This is a genomic window from Thermococcus sp. 4557, from assembly GCF_000221185.1.
In the GTDB taxonomy this organism is placed as follows: domain Archaea; phylum Methanobacteriota_B; class Thermococci; order Thermococcales; family Thermococcaceae; genus Thermococcus.
The window spans coordinates 63,582-85,150 of sequence record NC_015865.1 but is presented as its reverse complement, the minus strand read 5'-3'; the positions used below and the strand labels follow the sequence as shown (position 1 = coordinate 85,150).

Annotated in this window: 10 protein-coding genes; 6 read left to right on the top strand and 4 right to left on the bottom strand. The window is 57.9% G+C overall.

The genetic code is table 11. From position 1 onward, the window contains the following. Positions 1-102: 102 nt before the first annotated feature. Positions 103-1,158 carry a M20/M25/M40 family metallo-hydrolase gene (locus GQS_RS00305; RefSeq protein ID WP_014011651.1) on the bottom strand — a complete coding sequence of 352 codons (1,056 nt, stop codon included), beginning with the start codon at positions 1,156-1,158 and terminating at the stop codon, positions 103-105. Positions 1,159-1,304: 146 nt separating this feature from the next. Between GQS_RS00305 and GQS_RS00300 the strand changes: the two genes are divergently transcribed. Both GQS_RS00300 and GQS_RS00295 read left to right on the top strand, forming a co-directional pair. Next, positions 1,305-2,024, top strand: a complete 720-nt coding sequence (locus GQS_RS00300; RefSeq protein ID WP_014011650.1) for an MBL fold metallo-hydrolase — start codon at positions 1,305-1,307, stop codon at positions 2,022-2,024. Next, positions 2,024-2,269: a DUF504 domain-containing protein gene (locus GQS_RS00295; RefSeq protein WP_014011649.1), complete on the top strand. Its 246-nt coding sequence runs from the start codon at positions 2,024-2,026 to the stop codon at positions 2,267-2,269. Before GQS_RS00300 ends, GQS_RS00295 begins: the two co-directional genes overlap by 1 nt. Here GQS_RS00295 and GQS_RS00290 read toward each other — a convergent pair whose 3' ends face one another. Next, on the bottom strand, positions 2,270-3,244 hold the full coding sequence (locus GQS_RS00290) for a DUF835 domain-containing protein (protein WP_014011648.1): 975 nt from the start codon (positions 3,242-3,244) through the stop codon (positions 2,270-2,272). A 74-nt stretch (positions 3,245-3,318) separates the two neighbouring features. On the opposite strand from GQS_RS00290, the gene GQS_RS00285 reads away from it, so the two are divergent. The 3 genes from GQS_RS00285 to GQS_RS00275 all read left to right on the top strand — a co-directional run bounded on the left by GQS_RS00285 (position 3,319) and on the right by GQS_RS00275 (position 17,849). After that, complete coding sequence (locus GQS_RS00285) at positions 3,319-4,077, top strand: YchF/TatD family DNA exonuclease (protein ID WP_014011647.1); 759 nt, start codon at positions 3,319-3,321, stop codon at positions 4,075-4,077. Positions 4,078-4,086: 9 nt separating this feature from the next. After that, positions 4,087-4,389, top strand: a complete 303-nt coding sequence (locus GQS_RS00280) for a DUF3216 domain-containing protein (RefSeq protein WP_014011646.1) — start codon at positions 4,087-4,089, stop codon at positions 4,387-4,389. A 224-nt stretch (positions 4,390-4,613) separates the two neighbouring features. Beyond that, positions 4,614-17,849, top strand: a complete 13,236-nt coding sequence (locus GQS_RS00275; protein ID WP_014011645.1) for a PGF-pre-PGF domain-containing protein — start codon at positions 4,614-4,616, stop codon at positions 17,847-17,849. On the opposite strand, the gene GQS_RS10870 is transcribed toward GQS_RS00275, so the two are convergent. Both GQS_RS10870 and GQS_RS00270 read right to left on the bottom strand, forming a co-directional pair. Then, the gene (locus GQS_RS10870) at positions 17,818-18,066 is read right to left on the bottom strand and encodes a hypothetical protein (RefSeq protein WP_148236339.1); all 249 of its coding nucleotides are present in this window, start codon (positions 18,064-18,066) and stop codon (positions 17,818-17,820) included. The two genes, GQS_RS00275 and GQS_RS10870, sit on opposite strands and share 32 nt — an antisense overlap. Before the next feature lie 186 nt (positions 18,067-18,252). Then, the gene (locus tag GQS_RS00270; protein WP_014011644.1) at positions 18,253-19,809 is read right to left on the bottom strand and encodes a dihydropteroate synthase-like protein; all 1,557 of its coding nucleotides are present in this window, start codon (positions 19,807-19,809) and stop codon (positions 18,253-18,255) included. A gap of 87 nt (positions 19,810-19,896) precedes the next feature. Between GQS_RS00270 and GQS_RS00265 the strand changes: the two genes are divergently transcribed. Continuing rightward, a complete protein-coding gene (locus tag GQS_RS00265) occupies positions 19,897-21,567 on the top strand; it encodes an ATP-binding protein (protein ID WP_014011643.1) in 1,671 nt (556 codons plus the stop codon). Positions 21,568-21,569 lie beyond the last annotated feature (2 nt).

Genomic DNA, 21,569 nt, shown 5'->3' with positions numbered 1-21,569 from the left:
AAGCACGATTATATATAAATGCGTTTCGATGTAACCCCCCCACCAGTTACTGGTGGGGGGTCTTGCTTAAAAAAGTTGGGTCAAGAAGGGAAAAAGAAATGCTCACCCGCCCTTCCCGTAAATCTCGTTGAGGGCCTTCAAAAACTCGCTGGCAGTTACCACGTCCCTGACGTCGATGTGCTCGTTCTTTGTGTGGGATATATCAAGGTTGCCGGGCCCGAAGACTATCGTCTTGGTGCCGTTGTACATGAAGTTTATCGCGTCGGTCCAGCTTCTCATCCCGCCGAACTCGTCTATGTCCGTGACTTCCATGGCCTTTTTAGCCAGTTGGACTATTTCCTCATCCGGCTCAAGCTCGTAGCCGTCCCATATCTCGGTGTACTCGTACTTCAGCGTGTACTCGTCGAATATGGGGTCAAGTAGGTCGAGTATGTCCTCGACTTCCTGGTCGGGCAGAAGCCTCGCCTCAAGCCGGCCGCGGCAGAGGGCGGGGATGAGGTAGACGGGGTTCTCGCAGACGAGCTCCTGGATGCCGATGTGCGGGTCGAAGTACTTGCCCTTGGCCTTGAAGGGTTCGAGCTTCTTCATCTCCTCGAGCATCTTGTAGGTCTCCTCTATAGCGTTGATGCCGCTCTCTGGACAGGCACCGTGGGCTTCTTTGCCGTCAACTTCAAAGTAGGCCTCGATGTTGCCGGCGTGGGCGATGTGGACTTCCAAATCGGTCGGCTCTAAGACGACGGCCATCTTCGGCTTGTACCTCTCCATGAAGAGTGCGCTTCCCCTGCCCCCAAGCTCCTCATCGCTGACGAAGACGATGCCGACGTTGAGTTCCTTCCCTTCCCTGCGCAGATTCTCGAGCATGAGGAGTATGGCAGCGGCGCCACCCTTTATGTCGCTCGAGCCGGTTCCGTAGACGATGTTGCCCCTCACGAAGGGCTCCGCGCGGATCGGTATCGTGTCAATGTGAACCTCGTAGAAGAGCTCGGCATCGGGGTTCACGACGAGGTCTATTATCTGCCCGTCGCTCTCGATGTGGACGTCGTAGTCCAGTTTGTGCAGAAACTCCATGATGTGAAGCATTATCCTGTCTTCCTCTCCCGATGGGGAGGGTATCTTCAAAAGCTGAAGGAGTATCTCCTTCGCGCGCTCGGTTTTCATTTGGGTCACCTAATTCAACTCCGCGGTTGAGTTTATAAACCTCCCCCGCGTAAGTCGATAGGGCGATGAAGAGTTTGACCCCTCCCGACGGGATCTGCTCCGTATGAGGAGGCGGTCCTCCTCGAGCCCTTTTTGGAGGTGAAAGCGTGAGGATAAGCTCCATCGAGGAGTTTCCGAGGGAGCTGGTGCCCGTTGAGATTCCTCCCCACACCATGATGCTGAGGGGCATAGGCTGGGACTCGAACGTCTACCTCGTGAGGGACGAGGGAGAGGCCCTCGTAGTGGACACCGGCACCGGCGTTAACTGGCACGTCTACGCCGAGATCTGGGAGAGGGAAGGTCTCCTCAACGGTGTTGAGAGGGTTACGATATTCAACACCCACGAGCACTTCGATCACGTGGGCGGGAACATGGCCCTGGCGGACTGGCTGAGGAGAAAAGGAATGACCGTCCTTTTCGCCGCCCACGAAACCACGGCAAAAACGCTGGAGAAGGGGGACGACTACGTGATTCTGGCCTATTCCTACGGGAGGAGGTTCGAACCGCAGAGGGTTGACCTCCACATGAGGGGGGGCGATTCGCTCAAAGTCGGCTCCCTGGAGCTTGAGCTGATCCACACGCCCGGCCACACGGCGGGGAGTTCGTGCCTCTACCTCGACGATGGGGAGACGAGGGTAATGTTCACGGGGGATACGATCTTCAACGGCACGGTTGGCAGGACGGATTTGCCGACCGGAAACGGATGGAAGCTCCAGGAGAGCCTCGAAAGGCTCAGGGATTACGACGTTGACTTCGGCCTTCCGGGGCACGGCTGGGTCATAAAGGACTGGAGAGGGAACATCGACGAAATCCTGGGGTGGCTCTGATGCGGAAGGGCTCCGTGAAGGAGGTTCTGGCGAAGCTCAAGTACGACCCCAGGGAGGACGAGGGAGATTACTATGTCATCATAGAGCACCGCGGTGCCTACGGCGATGTCAAGAAAATCCCCGTCGAGATGATAGAGCTCGGTCACGGCTACTTCTTCGTCGGGGACGCCCAGATACCGTACCACCGCATCCTGAAGGTCGTTAGAAAAGATGGGAAAGTAATATGGGAGACCCGGAAGCTCTGATCAGGAGACCTCCCTGAGCTCCGAGGTGAGGAGCGCCCACTCGCGGGATTCAAAGGCATCCCTGACTGCGGTTACAAGGAGATGGCCGTTGTAGAGGAGGGCGCAGTCCTTCAGGTAAAAAATCACGTCCACCATGCTTTTGAATCCCAGTTCAAGGGCGATGTAGCCGAGGTTCTGAATGAAGACGGTTCCGCGTTTGCCGTTCTCGGATGCCCTCCTGAAAAACTGGCACAGCCGGTTCTTGAGGGCAGGCAGGGCCTCGGGACGAATGGAACGGTCAACATCCGTCTTTGTCATCCAAATGACATCAACCTTCCTTCCCTCAAACATCTCAAGGAACTTCTCGGGCTTCTCCCGAATGACCACGATGAGAACCGCATCCCCTTCCAGGAGATCCAGGAGAAAGTACTTGGCCTTGAGGTCGTCCGTGAAGAGGTATCCCCCAGGATCGAGTTTGGTGGGGACGATGTTCTTTTCCTCCAGGGAGATTATGAGCTCGTACATCTTGCGTATCGCTAGGTAGTGCTCATCCTCCATCGCGGCAAGGTTGAGGGCGAAGTTCCTGGTGTCCTCATCTTCGGCCACTTTGGAGAGGAGTTCGTAAGTCTTCCTCGCGAAAAGCTCGCTCTCCATGCAGTACTCGAGGGCGGATACGTAGTCCTCAACGCTTTCGAACCTCGGGTAGAACGGGGCAACCTCAACAGGGGGAGCGTCCACCTTTACAGGTTCCTCATCCGGGTACAGCTTCTTGAAGAGCCCGTAAAGCCAGTCATGGTGCCCCATGCTCTCCTCGCTCATTCTCAGGAACAGAGCCCTGATGCTGGCCTTGTCAACACTCTCGGCGAGTCTGGCATAGTATTTCGCCTCTTCTTCCTCGTTGAATATCGCATAGCTTAGAAGCTCCTTCGGTGACTTGTCCCGAAGGGCTCTCACAATGTCCTTCATGAGCTCCGTGGCACCGTTGTTGGTTTCCATGTTATCAATACCTCCCGTAAATTAGTCGGTCAAACAACGGAAAAGCTTTTCTATGGTAAACCCAACGGCGGAACATGATAGATGCCCACGCCCACTTCGAGTTCTACAAAAAGGACGCACCGCGTATGATAGAGGAGTGTCGGAAGGATCTCGCCGCCGTGGTGGACTCAATCACCGAGTACAGGAAAGCCCACGTCTGGAAGAGCTGGGAGCTGCTGAAGCCGTACTTCGGTTTCATCGTCCCGACCCTGGGGTACCATCCGAACGAGGCACGGCGCGGCAACTGGGAGAAGGTGAAGCGGGTCGAGGAGTTCATACTGGAACACAGGGCCGAGATAGCGGCGATAGGGGAGATAGGACTCGACTACCACTACGCGGAAAACGAAACTCAGAGGGAGAACCAGAGGGCGATATTCAAGCACTTCCTTGAGCTGGCCCTCGAACTGGGGCTTCCAGTGGTGATACACGCCCGCGAGGCCGAAAGGGAGGCCTTTGAGATGGTTCAGCGCGCGGGCGTTAGGGCATACTTCCACTCCTTCGCGGGGAGCGTCGAGCTGGCGGGGGAGATAGCAGAAAACGGGCACCCCATAGGGATAAACACAGGGATAGTCTTCATCCCGGAGGTAATGGCGGCCGCGGAGGCGATTGAAGTCGAAAACATGCTGGTGGAGACGGACGCTCCCTACATGAGTCCGGTAAAGGGGCAGAGGAACACTCCATGCAACGTCCGCGTTGCCGTTGAAGAGGTGGCAAAGCTTAAGGGGCTGGGGTTCGAGGAAGTCGAGAGAATCACCGAGAGGAACGCGGTGAGGTTCTTCAATTTGAAGATGTGAGGTGATGGCATGGCGGTCGATATACCCGAGGTGGCGGAGGTCAGGAGCCTGCTGGAAGAGCTTGGGGAAGGGGCGCTAATAGCGAGGCTCGATTCGTTCGTGGCCCTCAACGAGGGGCTGGAGAGCAAGAGGGGCGAGGATTTCATAAAGGTCTCGATACTCGGCTTCCTGGAGGGCATAACCACGACCCTGATGATGAAATATCCCGGTGACGAGCGCGTGGCTGGGCTCCACGAGCGGGTGCGGGCCAGACGGGCGGAGCTGGATGAACTCTTCAGGAAGCCCAGGATGAGAAACCTCGACGGGGCATAATCCGGAAGGTGCACATCGGAGGGCGAATACGCCCCGAAATGTCTTGTTGTATATTTTCCAACATTTCGCAGCCCCACCAAAAGCCTATTATACCTTAAACTCGTTATATGAAGTATACGTATCCGCTACAGGAGGGGCCCTAACTGTTGCCTCCAATCAAGGCCCCTCTAATCACTCTCCCACCCTCCTGACAGCTAGGGTCTCTTCTCCGAGAAGGTGAGAAGATGAGAAAAAGAGTTGTATTCTTGATTTATCTCCTCCTAGCTTCCTATTTAAACGTGGGTTTCGTCGGCGTTTCCTACGTGGCTCCCAGCAGGGGGGCACCATTTTCCCCGGAAGACTCGGACGTTATCGGTATGGGCCACCTACCCGCGGAACCGGTGGGTGGGGAACTTCAGATAGCCATTCTCTCCCCTGAGGAGAGGATATACAACACGACGACCATAAACCTGAACGTCACCGCCAACAAGCCGGTTGACGAGTGGCGCTACTCCCTCAACGGCGGGAAGAACGTCACGTTCGAGCCGAACACCACGATAACCGCCCAGAACGGGGAAAACCTCCTCGTGGTGTACGCCCTCGCCGGCGACGAGACAGGGATGGCCCAGGTGAACTTCTACGTGAACGCGAGCGAGAAAGACGAGACGCCGCCGGGGACCGTTAGAAACCTGGCCCACGAAGTTGGTCCGGATTACATCCACTGGACGTGGGACAACCCGGAGGATGAGGACTTCGAGACGGCGCTAATCTACGTGGACGGAAAATTCGAGGGCGAGACGGACGAGGGTGAGTGGTGGCTCGACGAGCTCTCACCCGGCGAGACGCACACGATTGGAATTCTCACGAGGGACTACTCTGGGAACGTCAACACCACATGGGTGAACGACACCGCAACGACGCTTACTCCAGCTGAAACGGTTTATGTAAACGAGAGCGGCTGGTGGTACGAGGGCGGGAGCCTCAACCCCAGCGAGACGCCGCTCCAGGACGGAATAAAGAACGCGATCGAAGGTGGAACGGTCGTAGTCCTTGCTGGAACCTATCCGGAGAGTGTGGAGATAGGTAAATCCCTCACCGTGGAAACGAGCGAGAGCGCCCGCATCACCGGCGACGGCTCCGAGTGGGCGAACGGAAGGAAGCCCGTCTTCTACGTGAGCTCCGACAACGTTACGCTGAACGGCTTTGTTGTAGCCTCGTCGGTCTCGAACATCGGGGTCTGGGTGGACGGCGTTGAGAACTGTACGATTGAGGACAACACGATTACGATAACCGAGACCGGGGAGAGCGAGCGCTACGGAATCTATCTCAGCTACGGGGGAGGCAACATCATCAGGGACAACGACGTGAGCGTTTCAGGCTTCCAGGGTGTCGGAATTTACGTCTACGAGGAAGAGGGGGAAGCCAGCGACGTCCACGACAACACAGTCACGGTTAGAGGCGACAGCGCCGACGGGATAGAGGTCTTCCAAACCTCTGCATGGGTTTATGACAACACGATCTCGATAAGCGGTGTGGGTGAGAACGCCGGTTATGCCCTCTACCTGTACCTCGCGGGGGATTCGTTTATAGACAACAACGAACTGACGACTAACCTCTCCGAGACGAACGCCTGGGCAATAATCGTCATCGCGGAGTTCTACGGCTCGCTAAGCGGGAATACGATAAACGGGATTCCCACGGAGGTAACCTGTCCCGGAAACTGTCTCGTGAGGGGAGTTCCCACGGAGAACCGGCCGGCACCGCCGGAGGGCTACGGCGACGTTGGGGAATATATCGAAATAGACGTGGACAGCTGGCTCCATCTGGGCCTCTATTACGACGATTCTGCCCTTGAGGGCCTTAATGAGGACAGCCTCCAGATATGGCACTTCACAGAGGGCTGGACGCTCGATGGGACGAGCGGGCACCATCTGGACACGAACAAGAACCTCGTGGAGGCCAACCTGACGGGGTTGGGCATCTTCGCACCGCTTGCCCAGGAGGAGAACGACATCACCCCACCTGTCCTCACCTTCGTTGATCCGACACCAAAGGACGGCTCCCTGATCGGCGACTCAAGCGTGGTGATAAACGTCACCTCGAACGAGAACCTCGCCCTGGCGACCCTTGAGTTCGACGGGGCAAACCATACGATGCTCGGCTCGGGAAAGGCGTGGCACTACGCAATGAACGTTGCGGATGGAACCCATACCTTCACGGTTTACGGCCAGGATTTGGCCGGGAACAACGGGACGAGCGAGGAGAGGGAATTTGAAGTTGACACGAAGGCCCCGGAGTATTCAAACGTCGGCCAGGATGCGGAAGGCATCCCGCCGGGCGGAGAGGTTCACGTCAACGCCTTCTGGAGCGACCCCCACCTCAAGGGGGCGGTTCTTTATACAAACATAACCGGCTCATGGGAGGTCTTTGATGAAGTGGTCTTTGAAGAAACGGAAGGCTGGAGCAACTTCTCCATAACCCTTGACGAGCCGGGGCTCTACTGCTGGAAGATAACTGGATACGATGCCCTGGATCACGAGAACACCACCCCGGTTCACTGTTTCGTGGTTTACTCCCCACCTGAAATAGTCTCGTACTCGCCGGAGAGCCCAGTCGAGAGCTACGTCGGCGATACCGTCGAGTTCTCAGTTGAGGTTAACCAGGTTGTGAACGTCACCTGGTACCTCGACGGGAGCGTCGTGAAGACGGATGAGAACGTTGAGACATCCACCTACACGAACTCCGATGTGGGAGAGGGGGAGCACAGCGTTAGAGCTGTCGTCGAGAACTCCAACGGCTCGGCGAGCCAGTTCTGGGCGTGGTACGTCTATCCCAAACCGAGCCTCACCGTGAGCTTCGTGGAACCAACTCCAGAGAACGGGGCGATGCTCAACGTGAGGAGAGTCATCATAAACGTCAGCTCCTCGCTCGACCTCGATAACGCCACCCTCGAGTGGAACGGCGTTAACGAGAGCATGAGCGGTTCCGGGAGGAGCTGGTGGGTTATCAAGGAAAACCTCGCGGACGGAACTTACACCTTCCGCGTTTACGGCTCGGCCGAAGGGATAACCAACACCACGGAAGAGAGAACAATAGAAATAGACGCGACGGCCCCGGAGTTCACCGAATACGGCCAGAACAGAGATGAAGTGACAGCTGGCGACGACGTTGAGGTCTTCGCGAGGTGGGGTGATTCCCATCTCGACGGAGCCGTCTTGGTCACGAACGCGACCTTTGTGGACGGAGCCTTCATATGGAGCGAGAGACCGCTCCAAATCACCGACGGCTGGAGCAACGGGACGATAAGCACCGACGAAAACTTTGCCGGGAAGGTCTTCTGCTGGTACATCAAAGCCAACGATACCTTCGGGAACGAGAACGAGACGCCGAAGCTCTGCTTCCGGGTCGAAGAAGGACTGAGGATAGTTTCGTTTTCGCCCGAGGAGAACGAGGTGGAAGTGCAGGACAACGGGAGCGTGAACTTCTCGATAACCCTGAACCGCGAGGCGAACGTGACCTGGTTCGTGAACGAGAGTCCCGCGAAGAGAGAAAGGGGGGAGAGCTCAAGCTACTTCAACGATACCCTCGTCCCGGGAATCTGGAACGTGACCGCTGTCGCCCGCGAGGAAAGCGGAGAGGCGGCCCACTCCTGGAGGCTCGTTGTGAAAACGGACACAACTCCGCCGGTTCTCACCTTCGTTCCGCCCACTCCCGAAAACGGCAGTCTGATCGGCACGGCAAGCGTTACCTTCAGCCTAAGGGCGGATGAGACACTGAGAAACGCCACCCTCCGCCTGGACGGGAGGAGCTACGCCATGGAGGGCTCCGGCAGGGACTGGACGGCAACGGTAGAGGTCGGGGATGGGGAGCACAGTTTCATGGCAACCGGCGAGGATGCCCACGGCAACGTCGGAACGAGCGAAGAAAGAGAATTTGAGGTAGATACGAGGGCACCGCGCTGGGTTCGCTACGGGCAGGAAAGGGACTCGATCACGTTGGGAGAAAGCCTAGGAGTTCACAGTCTCTGGGAGGAGGCGAACCCCTCCGAGGCGGTTCTCATAACGAACGCCACCGCCGACGGCGGCTGGGCCCCCGTTGAATCCATGGAATACTCAAGCTGGGCGAACTTCACCATTCAGACGAGGAGTCTCAGCGCGGGCCTGTACTGCTGGCGCGTGGAGGCCAGCGACACGCTAGGACACGTGAACTCAACGCCCATGGAGTGCTTCAGGGTCATCGAGCCGCTGAGGATAGTTTCATTCTCGCCCGAGGCGGAGGAAATCACCCTCAGGAAAAACGAAACGGCGGCCTTCTCCATAGCGCTCAACCAGGTGGCGAACGTCACGTGGGCCGTCAACGGGACGGTCGTTCTGGAGGAAGAGGGGAACGGCTCGACCTACACCAACTCCAGCCTCGTCATCGGCCTCTGGAACGTCAGCGTGAGGGTTGAAAATGAGAACGGCGTCGCGAGACACTGGTGGCTGATGCGGGTTGTGAAACGCGAAAGTCCGCTCAAAATAGTCGTTCTCGCGCCGGGGAACGGATCCAATATAAAGGGAAGCTGGGTAGAAGTCGAGGCAGAGGCGAGCAGGGAGCTCTTGCTGGCGGTTCTTGAACTCGATGGTGTCAACCACACGATGCTTGGTTCTGGAAGGAGCTGGAACCTGAACGTCTCCCTAACGGATGGACATCACGTCCTCAGGGTCTACGGCACGGACGCGGCGGGAACTAGGGCAAAAAGCGGGGAGCTGACCTTTGAATCGGATGGAAATCCCCCAGAGATAACGGTAAACTGCCCGGACACGGTGGACGAGGGGGACTCGGTGACGGTGGAGGTGAGCATACACGATGCCCACCCCGCGAGCTACGAAATCTACAGGGACGGCGTCCTTCAGGAGGAAGGCAGTTACTCCAGCAACACCACGTTGCGCGTGGTCTTCCAGGCACCGGAGCCGGGGATGGTGGAGTACAGGGTGTGGGCCAACGATACATTCGGATGGGAAAGCGAGAGGACGGTGCAGATACGGGTGAGGGATACGACGCCTCCGGGACTTACCCTCCTCCCGCCCACGCCGGAAAACGGCTCGGTCCTAAACAGGAGCACCGTGGAGGTCAGACTGCTCTCAGATGAAAACCTCTCACGGGCGGTGCTGAACCTGAACGGGACCGCGTATGAAATGACCGGTTCCGGAAGGAACTGGAGCCTGGCATTGGCCCTCGAGGACGGACGGTACGGCTTTTACATCGAGGCCTGGGACGTCGAGGGCAACGCCAACGAAACGGAGCACAGAACGTTCACGGTTGATACGACACCGCCGGTTCTCGCGTTCATCCCGCCGACACCGGAGAACGGCTCCATCGTAGGTTCGTGCACCCTGACCATCGCGGTGAACGCGAGTGAGGAGCTGGGCAGAGCGGTTCTCGAGTTCGACGGAGCCAACTTCACTATGGAGGGCTCGGGCAGTGTCTGGAGCCTTACCGGCGAACTCTGCTCCTCCGACGGCCAGCACTCCTTCAGGGTTTACGGAACCGACCTCGGGAACAACACCGGGGTGAGCGAGACCAGAACCGTCGAGGTGGACTCAACGCCACCGGTCATCCTGTGGGTTCACGCCAACAACATGACCCGCTCCGAGATAGGAGTCTTCATCGCAGAGAGGCTCTCAAACGCGTCCTTCGAGATAAACGTTACCGACGAGCACCCGATGAGCTATCAGGTTTACCTCAACCCCGAGCCTGGCCATCTGGAGCTCCCGGCACGGGAAGGACGCTACCGGAGCGGCGTCCCGTTTGGGTTCCCTGTCAGGACCGACGATGTGAGAATCGACGTTTACCGGGTGGTCGTCTACGACGCCGCCCTCAACCACGCAGAGCTCACCCTCCTCGTCCGCGTTGCGGACACGAGGGCACCTGGCCCAGTTGGGGGCCTGAACGTCAGCACGAACAGCTCCGGGTTCACGGCGACCTGGAGGAATCCCGATAACGACGACTTCGAGAGGGTTGAACTGTACCTCGACCCCAAGGAGATGGAAGACGAAAAGGGAGAGAGGATAATCGACTGGAACTCCTCCCGCGTTGCCAACCTGAGCGGCGAACCGGGGGAGGAGATGAGGTTCTCGATGAACCTCGGCCACGGAAGGCACGTCCTGTACGCGAGAACCTTCGACAGGTACGGGAACGGCGGGGAGCCCGTGAGTGCCAGATTCACCGTCCCGCTGCCCGAGTTCATACTCTACTACGTCGAGCCCACTCCGAAGAACGGAACGGTTCTTCCGGGCGAAGTCCAAGAGGTTACCGTGACGGTGGTTTCCAGCGTGCCCCTGATGGAGTGCTGGATCACGTGGAACGGCGTGCCGCTGGCGATGGGGGTAACCCAGAACACCTGCAGGGCGAGACTCAACGTTATCCCCGGCGGGGAATACAGCTTCTCGGTCTCCGCGGTGGACATTTACCGGCGCAGAATCGAGACGGAGAGCAGAGCGTTCTCGGTGAAGGGGATGTGTTTCGTTGAAGGGGACAGTCTCGAACTGAACCTGCCGGACGAGGCGGGCTCCCTACGCTTCCCAGTGAACTTCACGTTCGTAACGAACAGCCTCGCAAAGGCCTACACCTACAGCGCCTCGATCATGGGGGCGAGCGTCGAGAATGCCTTTGAGCCCGACATCGAGGTCGTGGACTTTAAGGATGTTAAGAATGACATCGGAGGGCCCTTCGAAGGGAAAGTGAAAAGGTTCTACGTTGTCAGGGGCCATTTCGTCGCGGACCTCTGGGAAATCCAGGACGCGGTTCTGAAGGGGACGGAGGAAGGGAGGCCGGTGAGCCTGGAGATAACGGCCACGGACAACTGCGGAAAGCAGATTAAAGCGGAGGGAGAAGTGACAGTCTGCAAAAACCCGGAGAAACCCGCCCTCTCGATAAACATGGAGGACTTTTATTACCGGGACGAGGACGTCGTAATGTCCGCCGAGGCAACCAACGGGGTTCAGATTAGGGAATTCCACTACTCCATCAACGGCGGTCCCTGGGTTGAGTTCAACGGAACCGTGAACCTGACGGGCCTGCTGAGGCCGGGCGAGAACTTCGTATCGGTCAGGGCGGCAAGTGAATGCGGACTGAAAGTGGAGGAAACCATGAGAGTCTTCCTCGGGCCTCCGAGCGATGGGGACTGGATAGTAAACGACACCGAGAGCTGCCTCAACCGCGAGTTCTCCTTCAACGGAAGCATAATCATCGAGGACACGGGAAACCTGACCCTGAGGGGCTGTAAGGTTCACCTGCCCGGGAAGGTTGAGGTGAACGGGGCGCTCGGCCTTCTGGACGGTTCCCTCGTGGATGGGGACAGGCTGACGGGAGACGAAGGCAGTCTCAGGGTCATGGACTCCGAGCTCGACGTGGCCTGGAAAGACGAGTTCAGGGGAGGGAACGCCAGGATAGAACGCTCAAAGCTCGGGGGCGAGTATCTCTTTGAGGCAACCTACCTAACCGTAAAGGGGAGCGAAGTAAAGGGCGGAATCGAGGCCAGCGGTGAGGTTTCGATCCTCAACTCGGCCTTCAGCTACGGCGGGGGGCTCCTCCTCAGGAACCCCGGCCCGGTTGAGGTGGAGAACGTCAGCTTCGAGGGCTGTTCCTACGGAATAAGGCTCCTGGACGGATTCGTGGCGGGGACGACCTTTGAGAACGTCTTCATCGAGAACCCGAGGGAGAGCGCGGTTGAGATAAACATGCCCTACTACTCCTTCGGAGAGGTGGAGTTCAGGAACCTGAGCGTTCTTGCCGATGAGGGGATTAGAATAGCTGGTGCAGACGTCCTAATCACGCGCTCCAACATCAACGCGAGGAACAACGCCTTCGTAATCTCCTCCCCCGGGAGGTACGTTAGAGTCGTGAACTCTTCGGTGAGCGGAGACAGGGCCTTCTTCTCCAACTCCCTCCAGACCCTTGAGCTGGTCAACACCAACGTTACGGGCGGCATCTCGGGGAGCATCGCGAACCTCAGGGTGGAGGTGAAGCCGGACGCGAGGGCATTCATGGAAATGGGATCGATGGAAGGGGTTAGCGGAACCGTAGACGGAATCCTGACGCTGAGGGACTACTCGCTCAGCGGCGGCCTCATCGATGTCTCCGGCACGCTGAAGGTTGAAGACCTCGATGGGATCCCGGCGACGAATGGGTTGGATGGAGATGCACCCCTCATCGAGGGCGTCAGAATCCAGGGATGGGACAGCGGCCACATGAGCTTCCTCAACGCGAGGCTGAAGAACTCCAAGGTGATAGCGGAGTCGAAGTGGTTCTTCTTAAGGGGGAGCGTCTCGGAGAACACGACCTTCTCCCTCAGCTCAAGCGAAGAGGCCCTCGACCAGGAGATAACCACCTCAACGCCGATAAGCTACTCGAGCATCTGGTACCACTCCAGGAGCGCCTCACCCAACTGGTATCTGAGCCCATCAACGGACGGGATGTTCCCAACCGTCACGCCCCTGGTGGCAGAGTCTTCATACAGGCCCCCCGGCTGGGACGCCTCAGTTGAGGTCGGGGACTTCACCAAGCTGTACCTCAAGAAAACGATAGACGTCGACGAGATGCCCCTGAGGGCTGTCTTCACGTACTTCGCCGTCGGGAGCGTGGAGCTCTACGTCAACGGCAGGAGGGTTCTCCGGGGGAGTGACCAGTACATACCGAGGACAGGCTACACCGGAAGTCTCGGCGGCATTCGCCCCTATGGGGTTCCCGATTATGGTGAGGTCGACATAGCGGCTTACCTCGTACCCGGTAAGAACGTTATCGCCGTTAGAGTGAGAAACCCCGCCGGCTACGAGAAGTTCGGTGCCTTCACCGCCAAACTCACAATGGAGAGCGGCGTTTCGGGGATAACGGACAGCGTCATCGACGGACAAATCGGGGGGTACGGAACCAGGGCGATAATAGCGAGGGACGTTATCACCGGCAACCTGGACTTTGGATACCTGTCCTGGGTGGATATAAGCGACAGCGAGGTGAACGGGGGTATAAACGTCCTCGGAAGGCTCTCCGTTATAGACAGCAACGTTACCGGGGACGGGAGCGGCATAGGAATCAACACCCGGCCCCACTGGGGAGTGGTGAGCGTTGAGGGCAGCAGAATCTCCGGCTTTGAGTACGGGATAAGGGTCACCGGCAACATCACAGTCAGCGGGAGCGAGGTAAGCGGGAACGGCGTTGGAATAGACGTTAGAAGCGCCAACGTCATGATAAACAGCTCCTACATCATGGACAATAGGGTGGGCATAAGGCTTCACAACGTCACCGGCTCCGTCCACAACAACGTGATCTACGGCAGCGACACCGGAATTTTCCAGGTAACCGGGGGCGATAGCGTCTACAGCAAGGGAAACAGGGTCTTCATCGACCACAACACCCTCGTCGAGAACGGGATCGGTGCAAGGTTCGAGGGAAACAACGGGGAGGGCTACGTTTACTTCACCAAGAACGTCCTGGAAGGCAACTCCCTGGGGCTTTACTTCAACACCACGTTGCTCCCGGATGTGGTTAACAACACCCTGGTGAACTACAGGGACGTTCTCGTTGCCAACCGCTCCACGCCGAGACTCCACGGAATAGACTGGGGCGGAAATGAGCCAAAGATGGTCGCGAACTACAACGGCGGCTTCATGTACACCTCAACCGGAGAGGTTCAGGACGACTACGACATCCTGAGCAGGACCTGGATCATCGTCATCTGGACCGACGGGAACGCGACCGAGGACTGGGGCTCGGACCTGCTCTCGGCGTTCCTCAGGATTACACCCCTCGAGAACGGCTCGGTTAAGGGAGTTGTAACGCTCGAAGGGAGTGCTACGTCGAGGGACGGTCTCTCGCGGGTGGTCTATGAGGTCGTTCAGAACAACACCGTCGTGCTGCTCAACCAGACCGTCGGGGGAGATTCATACAACGACTACCTGATCCTCGACAGCCTCTCCATGAACCTCACCGGGGAGGGAATCCTGCAGTTCACGGCCGTGGATTCAGGGGGAAGAAAACTGACAAGCGCGAGGAGGGTCTACTTCTCCAACGCCGAGATAGTCATCGAGAACGTCAGCGTGACGAACGCGAGCAACATCTACAGCCTCTACCGCGTGGAGTACGAGACGTTTGACTGGGGAAGGATGGCCACCGCCTGGGTACCCAACAGGGAGAGGCTCGCGAACTTTACGATTTACCTCAGGAACACCGGCCTGACGAACGGAACGGCGCGCATCGAGATAGACCTTCCGGAGTACGTCGAGAGGCACACCGGAAAGGTGGGTGAGCCGATCTTCCTCGGCCCCAATGAGTCCGGAGTATTCCACGTCTCCATACCGATAGTGGAGTACGACTTCGGAACGCTGAGCTGGGACGTCCAGCCCGATGAGCTTCCAGACGTCGAGAGGTTCACAGCCATAGTGAGGCTCTACGATGGAGACAACATCCTGAGGGATGAGATACCGGTAACTGTGGGCTTCACCCTCGGGCCAGTTTTCGAGATAACGGGATACGTGATGTATCCGTACACACTGGCGTACTGCCAGAGCTATCCGGAGTTCTGCCACAACACTCCCCCCTACGACGGGGATGGCGACAACGACGTCGAGGCATCCGAAAGTCACCACTTCGATTTGCAATACACGAACGTGGGGGACAGGGACGCCAACGTGACCATGATCACGGTAACCGACCACATCTCCGAGCGCGGGGAGGGAACGAAGCTCTACAAGGGGATGGACGCCTACATATTCCCGGGCAGCTCGGCCCTCGTGGACGCTGGAAACAACGTCGGCATTCTGGGGGTGGCGGAAGTCGGGAAGAAAAAGGGAGGACTGGACATCTACATGAACTGGTGGCCCGACGTACCCCCGGCCATCATTCCGCCGGTGAACTACAGCGGGAATTACATGACCAGCGCGACCTTCTACTACACCGTTGATGGGAAGGAATACTACACCCCGAGCCTGAACTACAAGGAAACGCCCGTCAAGGCCCTCAACAAGACATTCCAAGTTCAGACTGTCCACATGAACCCAATAGACGTCACGGTAACGGCCGTGAAGAACGGCAGAACCTACCTGACGCTCCACAACACGAACGGCAACATTTACTACGACTACTACGCCGACGGCGTCTACGGACCCGGGGAGGGCTACAAGTGGTACCACATAATACCTCCCGACTTCACGATGAGGGCCATAGCGGACGACAGCAGGGAGCCCAACAAGGTGATACCCCACTATCAGATAATCGTTGGTGCCAGGCCCTCTCTGGTGGGCAACGAGTTCCGCATCGTATCGAGGTCGATAGAGGCCCTCCTCGACTTCTTCGGCATAGACGTCCCCTCGGACACGATAGTCATGGGGCTCGCGAACGCCATCCTTAAGGTGGTCAACCTCGTGGAGACGATAGACTTCCAGACCGAATCGGAGAGCTTTGAGTCCATAAACGCGAGCGCAAGGAGGGAAGAGGTCGACAACGCGCTCCTCGCAAGCAACGAGACGGTTATGGCACCAGTGGGGATAGACACCTTCACCCGGCTTGAGGAGAACTACGGCATGGACAGGACCTACTACGGCGAGCTGATGAACCTCAACCAGCTCTCCGTTGGGGAAGGAGCGGCGGTTCTCGGGAAGCTGGTGAAGGCAATAGCCCTCGACGAGGACCTCCAGGTTCTCCTCATCGAGTCCATAATCGAGGTGAGCGACAAGAGCACCTACTACGAGCTCGCAAAGCTGGCCAAATCAGTTTACACGGGCGATGTTGAGGGAACTCAGGGAGCGGTAGGCTCGCTGGGAACGGCGGCGGTCAAAAAGGCCCTGAAGAAGCAGGCGAAGACGCTTGTACTCAACGAGATAAAGAAGGGCAAGTACTTCAAGAGCCTCGCGGAGCAGGAACAGAAGGACTATCTCAAAAAAGTTGGTGGAGAGGTCGGGGCCATTGTATCCTACACCTTCGACATGTCGCAGTTCCTCACGTACCTCTTCCTCGCCCCGGTCCCAGGCTCAAGAACCATCTACGTGCTCGACCCGCCGGCCAACTTCACGGTGGAAGTCGAGAAGGCTGACAGGGCCCTCATCTTCGGAGGAAGCGATGGCAACGGAACCGGTGTGGCCAACGTCTCCCTGACCTTTGGGGAACTGGACGTTTACAAGGCGAGGTACACCGTCCTAACGCCAACCACTGCTGTGGGACCCCTCTTCAACAGGACCCTCGAGTGGATGAGGGTAAACGTTACAGGAGGCAGGAAAGGCGCTGACGTGGAAGGCACTGCCTTCATAGAGATGAAGCCAACCGCGGAAGCTGCCAAAGCCATTTTCGCCTTCTTCAGGGACGAGGAGAACGCGAAGCTCTTCGCCGGGGCGTACTTCGAAGAGCTCGAAGGGGCAAACGTCTCGATAAGGGGAAACGTCCTCACAATAGCCGCGACCGGAAAGCTCAACGCGCTCCCGGAGGACGAGGAAATAGAACTCTCGATGGCGATAGACGGGGAGCTGCTAAGGGCGAACATAACCAGGAAGGGGCACTACAACGGAAGCATCGAGATAAAGCCCGCCTTCGGAGTTCCGCTAAGCGACACGTCGGTGAGCGTTGAAGGCTCCAACGCATCGGTGGTCTCCTCCGGAAACGAGGTTCTGATAGCCAGGAAGGGAAGGGCACCGGAGATCAACGTGAGCAGCACGAGCGTCCCGGTTGGAGGCGTGGTCAGAATAATGAGCACCTCCCCGTGCCTGCTCAGCTGGAGGCTCGACGGGAGAAACGGCGGGGGAGAACTGGTTAGGACGGACGGCCTTGAGCCCGGCAACTACACCCTCGCCGTTGAATGCACCTACGGAAACGGGAGCGTTGAGAGGGAGTTCGGGCTGGAGGTCACCAGACCGAAGAGACCAAACCCCGTGGACGGCCTCCTCGTGGAGCTGAGGGAGGGCAGGTTTGGGCTCTTCGAGTTCTCCACGGACCTCTACATGCTGACGTTTACGGCAGGCAGGGACATTGAGGGGGTCCTCGGGGTCTACCAGAAGCCCGGCGAGGTTGAGGGCTACACCGTCTACGCCCTCTTCAACGTCACCCATCCGGAGAACTGGTCGGTCGAGAACGTGACGCTCCACTTCCGCGTTTCAAAGGACTGGTTAAGGGAGAACAACGCGAGCACCGAGAACGTTACCCTGCTCCGCTATTCGGGGACGTGGGAGGAGTTCAGCCCCGTCTTCGAGTACGAGGACGCGGGATACGCCTACTATCGGGCCAGCGTTCCGGGGCTTTCCCTCTTCGCCGTGGCGGAGGAGGTGGAGACCCAGACATCGGCAGGTGGCAACCAGACGAGCGAGACGACAACGACAAGTCCGACGGAAACCCCTGGAACGGGCACAACCGGAACGTCAACTGGGCCGGGCACCCCAGGAGGGGCCAGCTGGCCCTACTACGCCCTCCTTGGAGCCCTGCTGGTGCTTATAGCCGTCTATCTCTACAGACGGCGCTGATTTTTACTTTTCTGTTTTTGCTTCTTTCCCACCTTTGACCGACCTCAGGAAAACTCGCTTTCCGGAGGGCGCTTTCAATATCGCCGAGAGCCCTCTCATCGAGGGGTAGCGAAGGCAACCTCGGTCCCCCAACTTTCAGGCCCTGCATTTCCACAGCAGCCTTCACCGCGCTTATCTGATTGTGGAGCTTGGAAACAACCTCGTTTATCAAGCTCACGTGGAGCTGAAGTTCTCCGGCTTTTTGGTGATTCCCTTTTCCTGAAGGCTCTCCAGAGTTCGGCGCAGAGCTCCGGGGCGACACGACCCCGAGTTTCTCCTCGAAGTTCAGATAGGGGAACTCCCCACTGCTGCCGGAAGGGACAAGGCCGTCGAGGCCAGCCCTGATGGAGTGGACTTTCAGGAGTTAAACTTTGTGGGCATCGCCGTAGAACTCCCCGAAGAGCTCGACCTCCTGGACGTAGCTCCTCCTCAGCTTGAGGGCAGTGTAGGCCCTCTCCAGCTCCCTGCCAAGGTAGAAGGCATGCCTCGGGCTTATCTCGAAGCGCTCGAGGATGGTGTCGATTATCGCGTTGGGCTCGTCCCCGGTTATCGTGAGGAGAAGCTCGGTTCCGCGGTGGGCGTTTACCCATATTTTCCCGTTCTCGACCCAGATGCGGAAGTAGAGGGGTTCAATCCGGACGGGCCGTTCCTCGGCCTCAATGACTTTCTCAGCCGGCTCGAACCTCCATTCGCCTGCCCTCTTCTCCTTGAGCACCAGCAGGTCGAAGCCGAGGTCTTTTGGTATATCAAAAAGGTTCATGTCCACCGCCCTTCTCAGCTCCCTCACCGAACCCTTCGCCTTGGCGCTCGTCTCGGTCGTGAGGAGGAGGTTTATTGAAAGCTCCTTTGCTATTCCAGCTAAGAGGGCGTTCATCCCTACGCTGTCCGCATCGTAAAGTTCAACCACATTGCCGACTCCCGCCAAAAGAACGTCGTCCGGATTCCTCTCGCGGTAGAGCTGGAAAGCAGTAAGGGAGCGCGCTAAGTGAGGAACGTGTTCGAGGATTAGGTCTGGGATAACCGTCTTGTACCCCAGATCGAGGGCCCTCTCCTTGAGGTTTTCAAGGAACTCGACCCTCTCCGACGGCCTGACCGGGAAGAAGCCTCTCCTTTGGTTGGTCGGGATTAAAACGACGGGCTTCTCAGTCACGAGCCCCTCAAGGTTGCCCTCATCAACGCTCAGGAAGAGGTCCGCATAGTCGAGGGCCCTCTCAATTTCCGCCGTGTTGAGGGAATCGAAGCTTAGGGGGACGTCAAAGCCCTTCTCTCCAAGCCTCTCACGGATTTCGAGAATCAGCTCGATGAAATCGAGGTTCGTCTCGCCGGCGACCATGCCGATGTCGATTATATCGGCCCCCTCGCGGAGGTAGTAGAGGGCCTTCTCGACGGTCTTTTCAACCCCGAGCCTCGGAGCATCCACTACTTCCCCCAGAATCCTCGCCGGAAAGTCCCTTCCCGCGGGGAGGTTGCCGATGAGGACGTTCCACGGCATTTCGAGGGCCTTCTCAATGTAGCGCCGGTTCCTCGTTTTGTTCCTGATGTCCTCGACCCTTTTGAGGGCATCGAAGGAGAATAGCTCGTCGGCGGGGAGTTCTTTGCTGAGCTTGAAGCCCTCGCTCAGGGCTTTAAGCGTCTGGGGGATGTCCATCGCGTTCCTCGGCCCTTTGAATGCAGGAATTCCGAGTTCGTCTTCGATGAGCCCGGCCGAACCGCGGACGAGGCCCGGGATTAGAACCAGGTCGTAGTCCTCGCTCCGGATCCCTGCCTTTTTGAGGTAGCGGACTATCATCTCTGGAGTGAGAAATGCCGCGACGCTGACCGGCGTAACGAAGACGTCGCAGCCTTTCCCGTACCTCCTCACGAGGGGCTCCGCGAGCCTGCCCGTAACCAGGAGAATCCTTTCACAGGGGATTTCGCTCATGTTACAGGATAGCACCCGGGGCCTTTTAGGGTTTTGGCCGGCGAAAGGTTTTTGTTCATACCCATCCAATCAACTCAGGGTGGTAATATGGTCGGAAACGGTGCCGTTGGAATAGTTTTTGGCGAATCAAGCACGGATCACTTCACGTTCATAGTGAACCCGAGGAACGAGCTGCCCCGCTTCGGAGAGTTTCTGGTCGTTAAAAACCGGGACGGTGATGAAGTTTTAGCTCTTCTTAAGTCAATCAGGAACATCAACTGGCTGATGGACGCCGGCAGGGGGAGCTACGACTACGTTGAGAAGACAGTGAACGTATTCTCAAAGGGCGTCCTGGACAAGAGCGAGGCGATTCTGGCGACGGCGAAGGTTCTCGGCGTGCTGAGGAGGCACGACGGTGAGTTCCTGACGAAGCCCGCCCCGAACCGCGTCCCAATAAAGCCGGGCGAGAAGGTCTACCTCACGAGGGACGAGGACCTCCAGAAAATATTCTCGGAGGGGCATATACGCCTCGGCAGGCTCATCGCGAGGGAGAACATAGAGGTTGGGCTGGACGCTAACAAACTCGTCTCGAGACACTTCGCGGTTCTGGCCGTCACTGGCGCAGGAAAGTCCAACACGATAGCAGTTCTCACGAAGGAGCTGGTTAGCAGTGTCAACGCTACGGTTGTTATTCTCGACCCCCACGGGGAATACCAGAGGCTCAGCTGGCCCGGCGCGCGCGTGAACCCGATAAAGGCCACGATAGATCCGGGGCGGATAAGGCTGAGCGAGTTCGCCACACTGCTCGGGATAGCTGAAAACGCCAGCCTGCAGAGGCGCTTCCTGGGGCTGGTTTACAGGACGGTCAGGGAGGAGATGCGGAGGAAGGGACAGGTCGTCGGCGGAATTGCCTTCATCCACGAGATGGAGGACAAGATAGAGGAGTGGATAAGGGTTTACGAGAACACCGACGACAAGATCATCCACTACTACGACGAGAAGGGCATAGAGACGCCGAGGAAAATACAGTCAAGGGACATAGAGGCCCTCATAAGGCTGAAGGACTACCTCAGCGAGCTCAGGGCCAACTTCGGCGAGTTCATCAGTCCGGTTAATGTGCTCAGCGAGATAAGGCCGGGGATGGTGAACGTTATAGACCTCAGCGGAATGGAAGAGGAGCAGATGATAACGCTGGCAAGCTTCGTCCTCCGCGGAATCCTCAAGAACAGGATAGACTACGTTAAGGGCGTCAGAACCAACGACAGGGCCCTCGTCAGGGAGGTTTCCGAGAGGTATCCGGCTTTAACGAGGCCCGTGCTGATCATAGTGGAGGAGGCACACATATTCGCGCCAAGGGGAGAGAAGAATCCCGCAACTCTGTGGCTCGGCAAGATAGCGCGCGAGGGCAGGAAGTTCGGCGTTGGCCTCGGGATAGTGTCGCAGAGGCCGAAGAAGCTGGACGACGACATACTCAGCCAGACGAACACCAAGATAATCCTCAAGCTCGTCGAGCCGAACGACCAGCGCTACGTCCAGCAGGCGAGCGAGCAGATAAGCGAGGATCTGCTGAGCGACATTGCCTCCCTTGGCGTTGGTGAGGCCGTCCTAGTGGGCTACGCCATCACGATTCCCGCGATGGTCAAGATATACAGCTTCGAAAGGGATATGAACGGCCACTACGGCGGCGGGGACATAGACATCGTCGGCGAGTGGCTCGCGGGGAGGGACGAGGAAGAGGAGATAACCGAGGAAGAGGCCATAGAGGCCCTCCCGCTGTGAAG

Coding starts and splice junctions, on each gene's coding strand:
- GQS_RS00290 (WP_014011648.1), bottom strand. CDS start 3,244: ATGGAAACCAACAACGGTGCCACGGAGCTCATGAAGGACATTGTGAGA.
- GQS_RS00280 (WP_014011646.1), top strand. CDS start 4,087: ATGGCGGTCGATATACCCGAGGTGGCGGAGGTCAGGAGCCTGCTGGAA.
- GQS_RS00285 (WP_014011647.1), top strand. CDS start 3,319: ATGATAGATGCCCACGCCCACTTCGAGTTCTACAAAAAGGACGCACCG.
- GQS_RS00265 (WP_014011643.1), top strand. CDS start 19,897: ATGGTCGGAAACGGTGCCGTTGGAATAGTTTTTGGCGAATCAAGCACG.
- GQS_RS00275 (WP_014011645.1), top strand. CDS start 4,614: ATGAGAAAAAGAGTTGTATTCTTGATTTATCTCCTCCTAGCTTCCTAT.
- GQS_RS00270 (WP_014011644.1), bottom strand. CDS start 19,809: ATGAGCGAAATCCCCTGTGAAAGGATTCTCCTGGTTACGGGCAGGCTC.
- GQS_RS00295 (WP_014011649.1), top strand. CDS start 2,024: ATGCGGAAGGGCTCCGTGAAGGAGGTTCTGGCGAAGCTCAAGTACGAC.
- GQS_RS00305 (WP_014011651.1), bottom strand. CDS start 1,158: ATGAAAACCGAGCGCGCGAAGGAGATACTCCTTCAGCTTTTGAAGATA.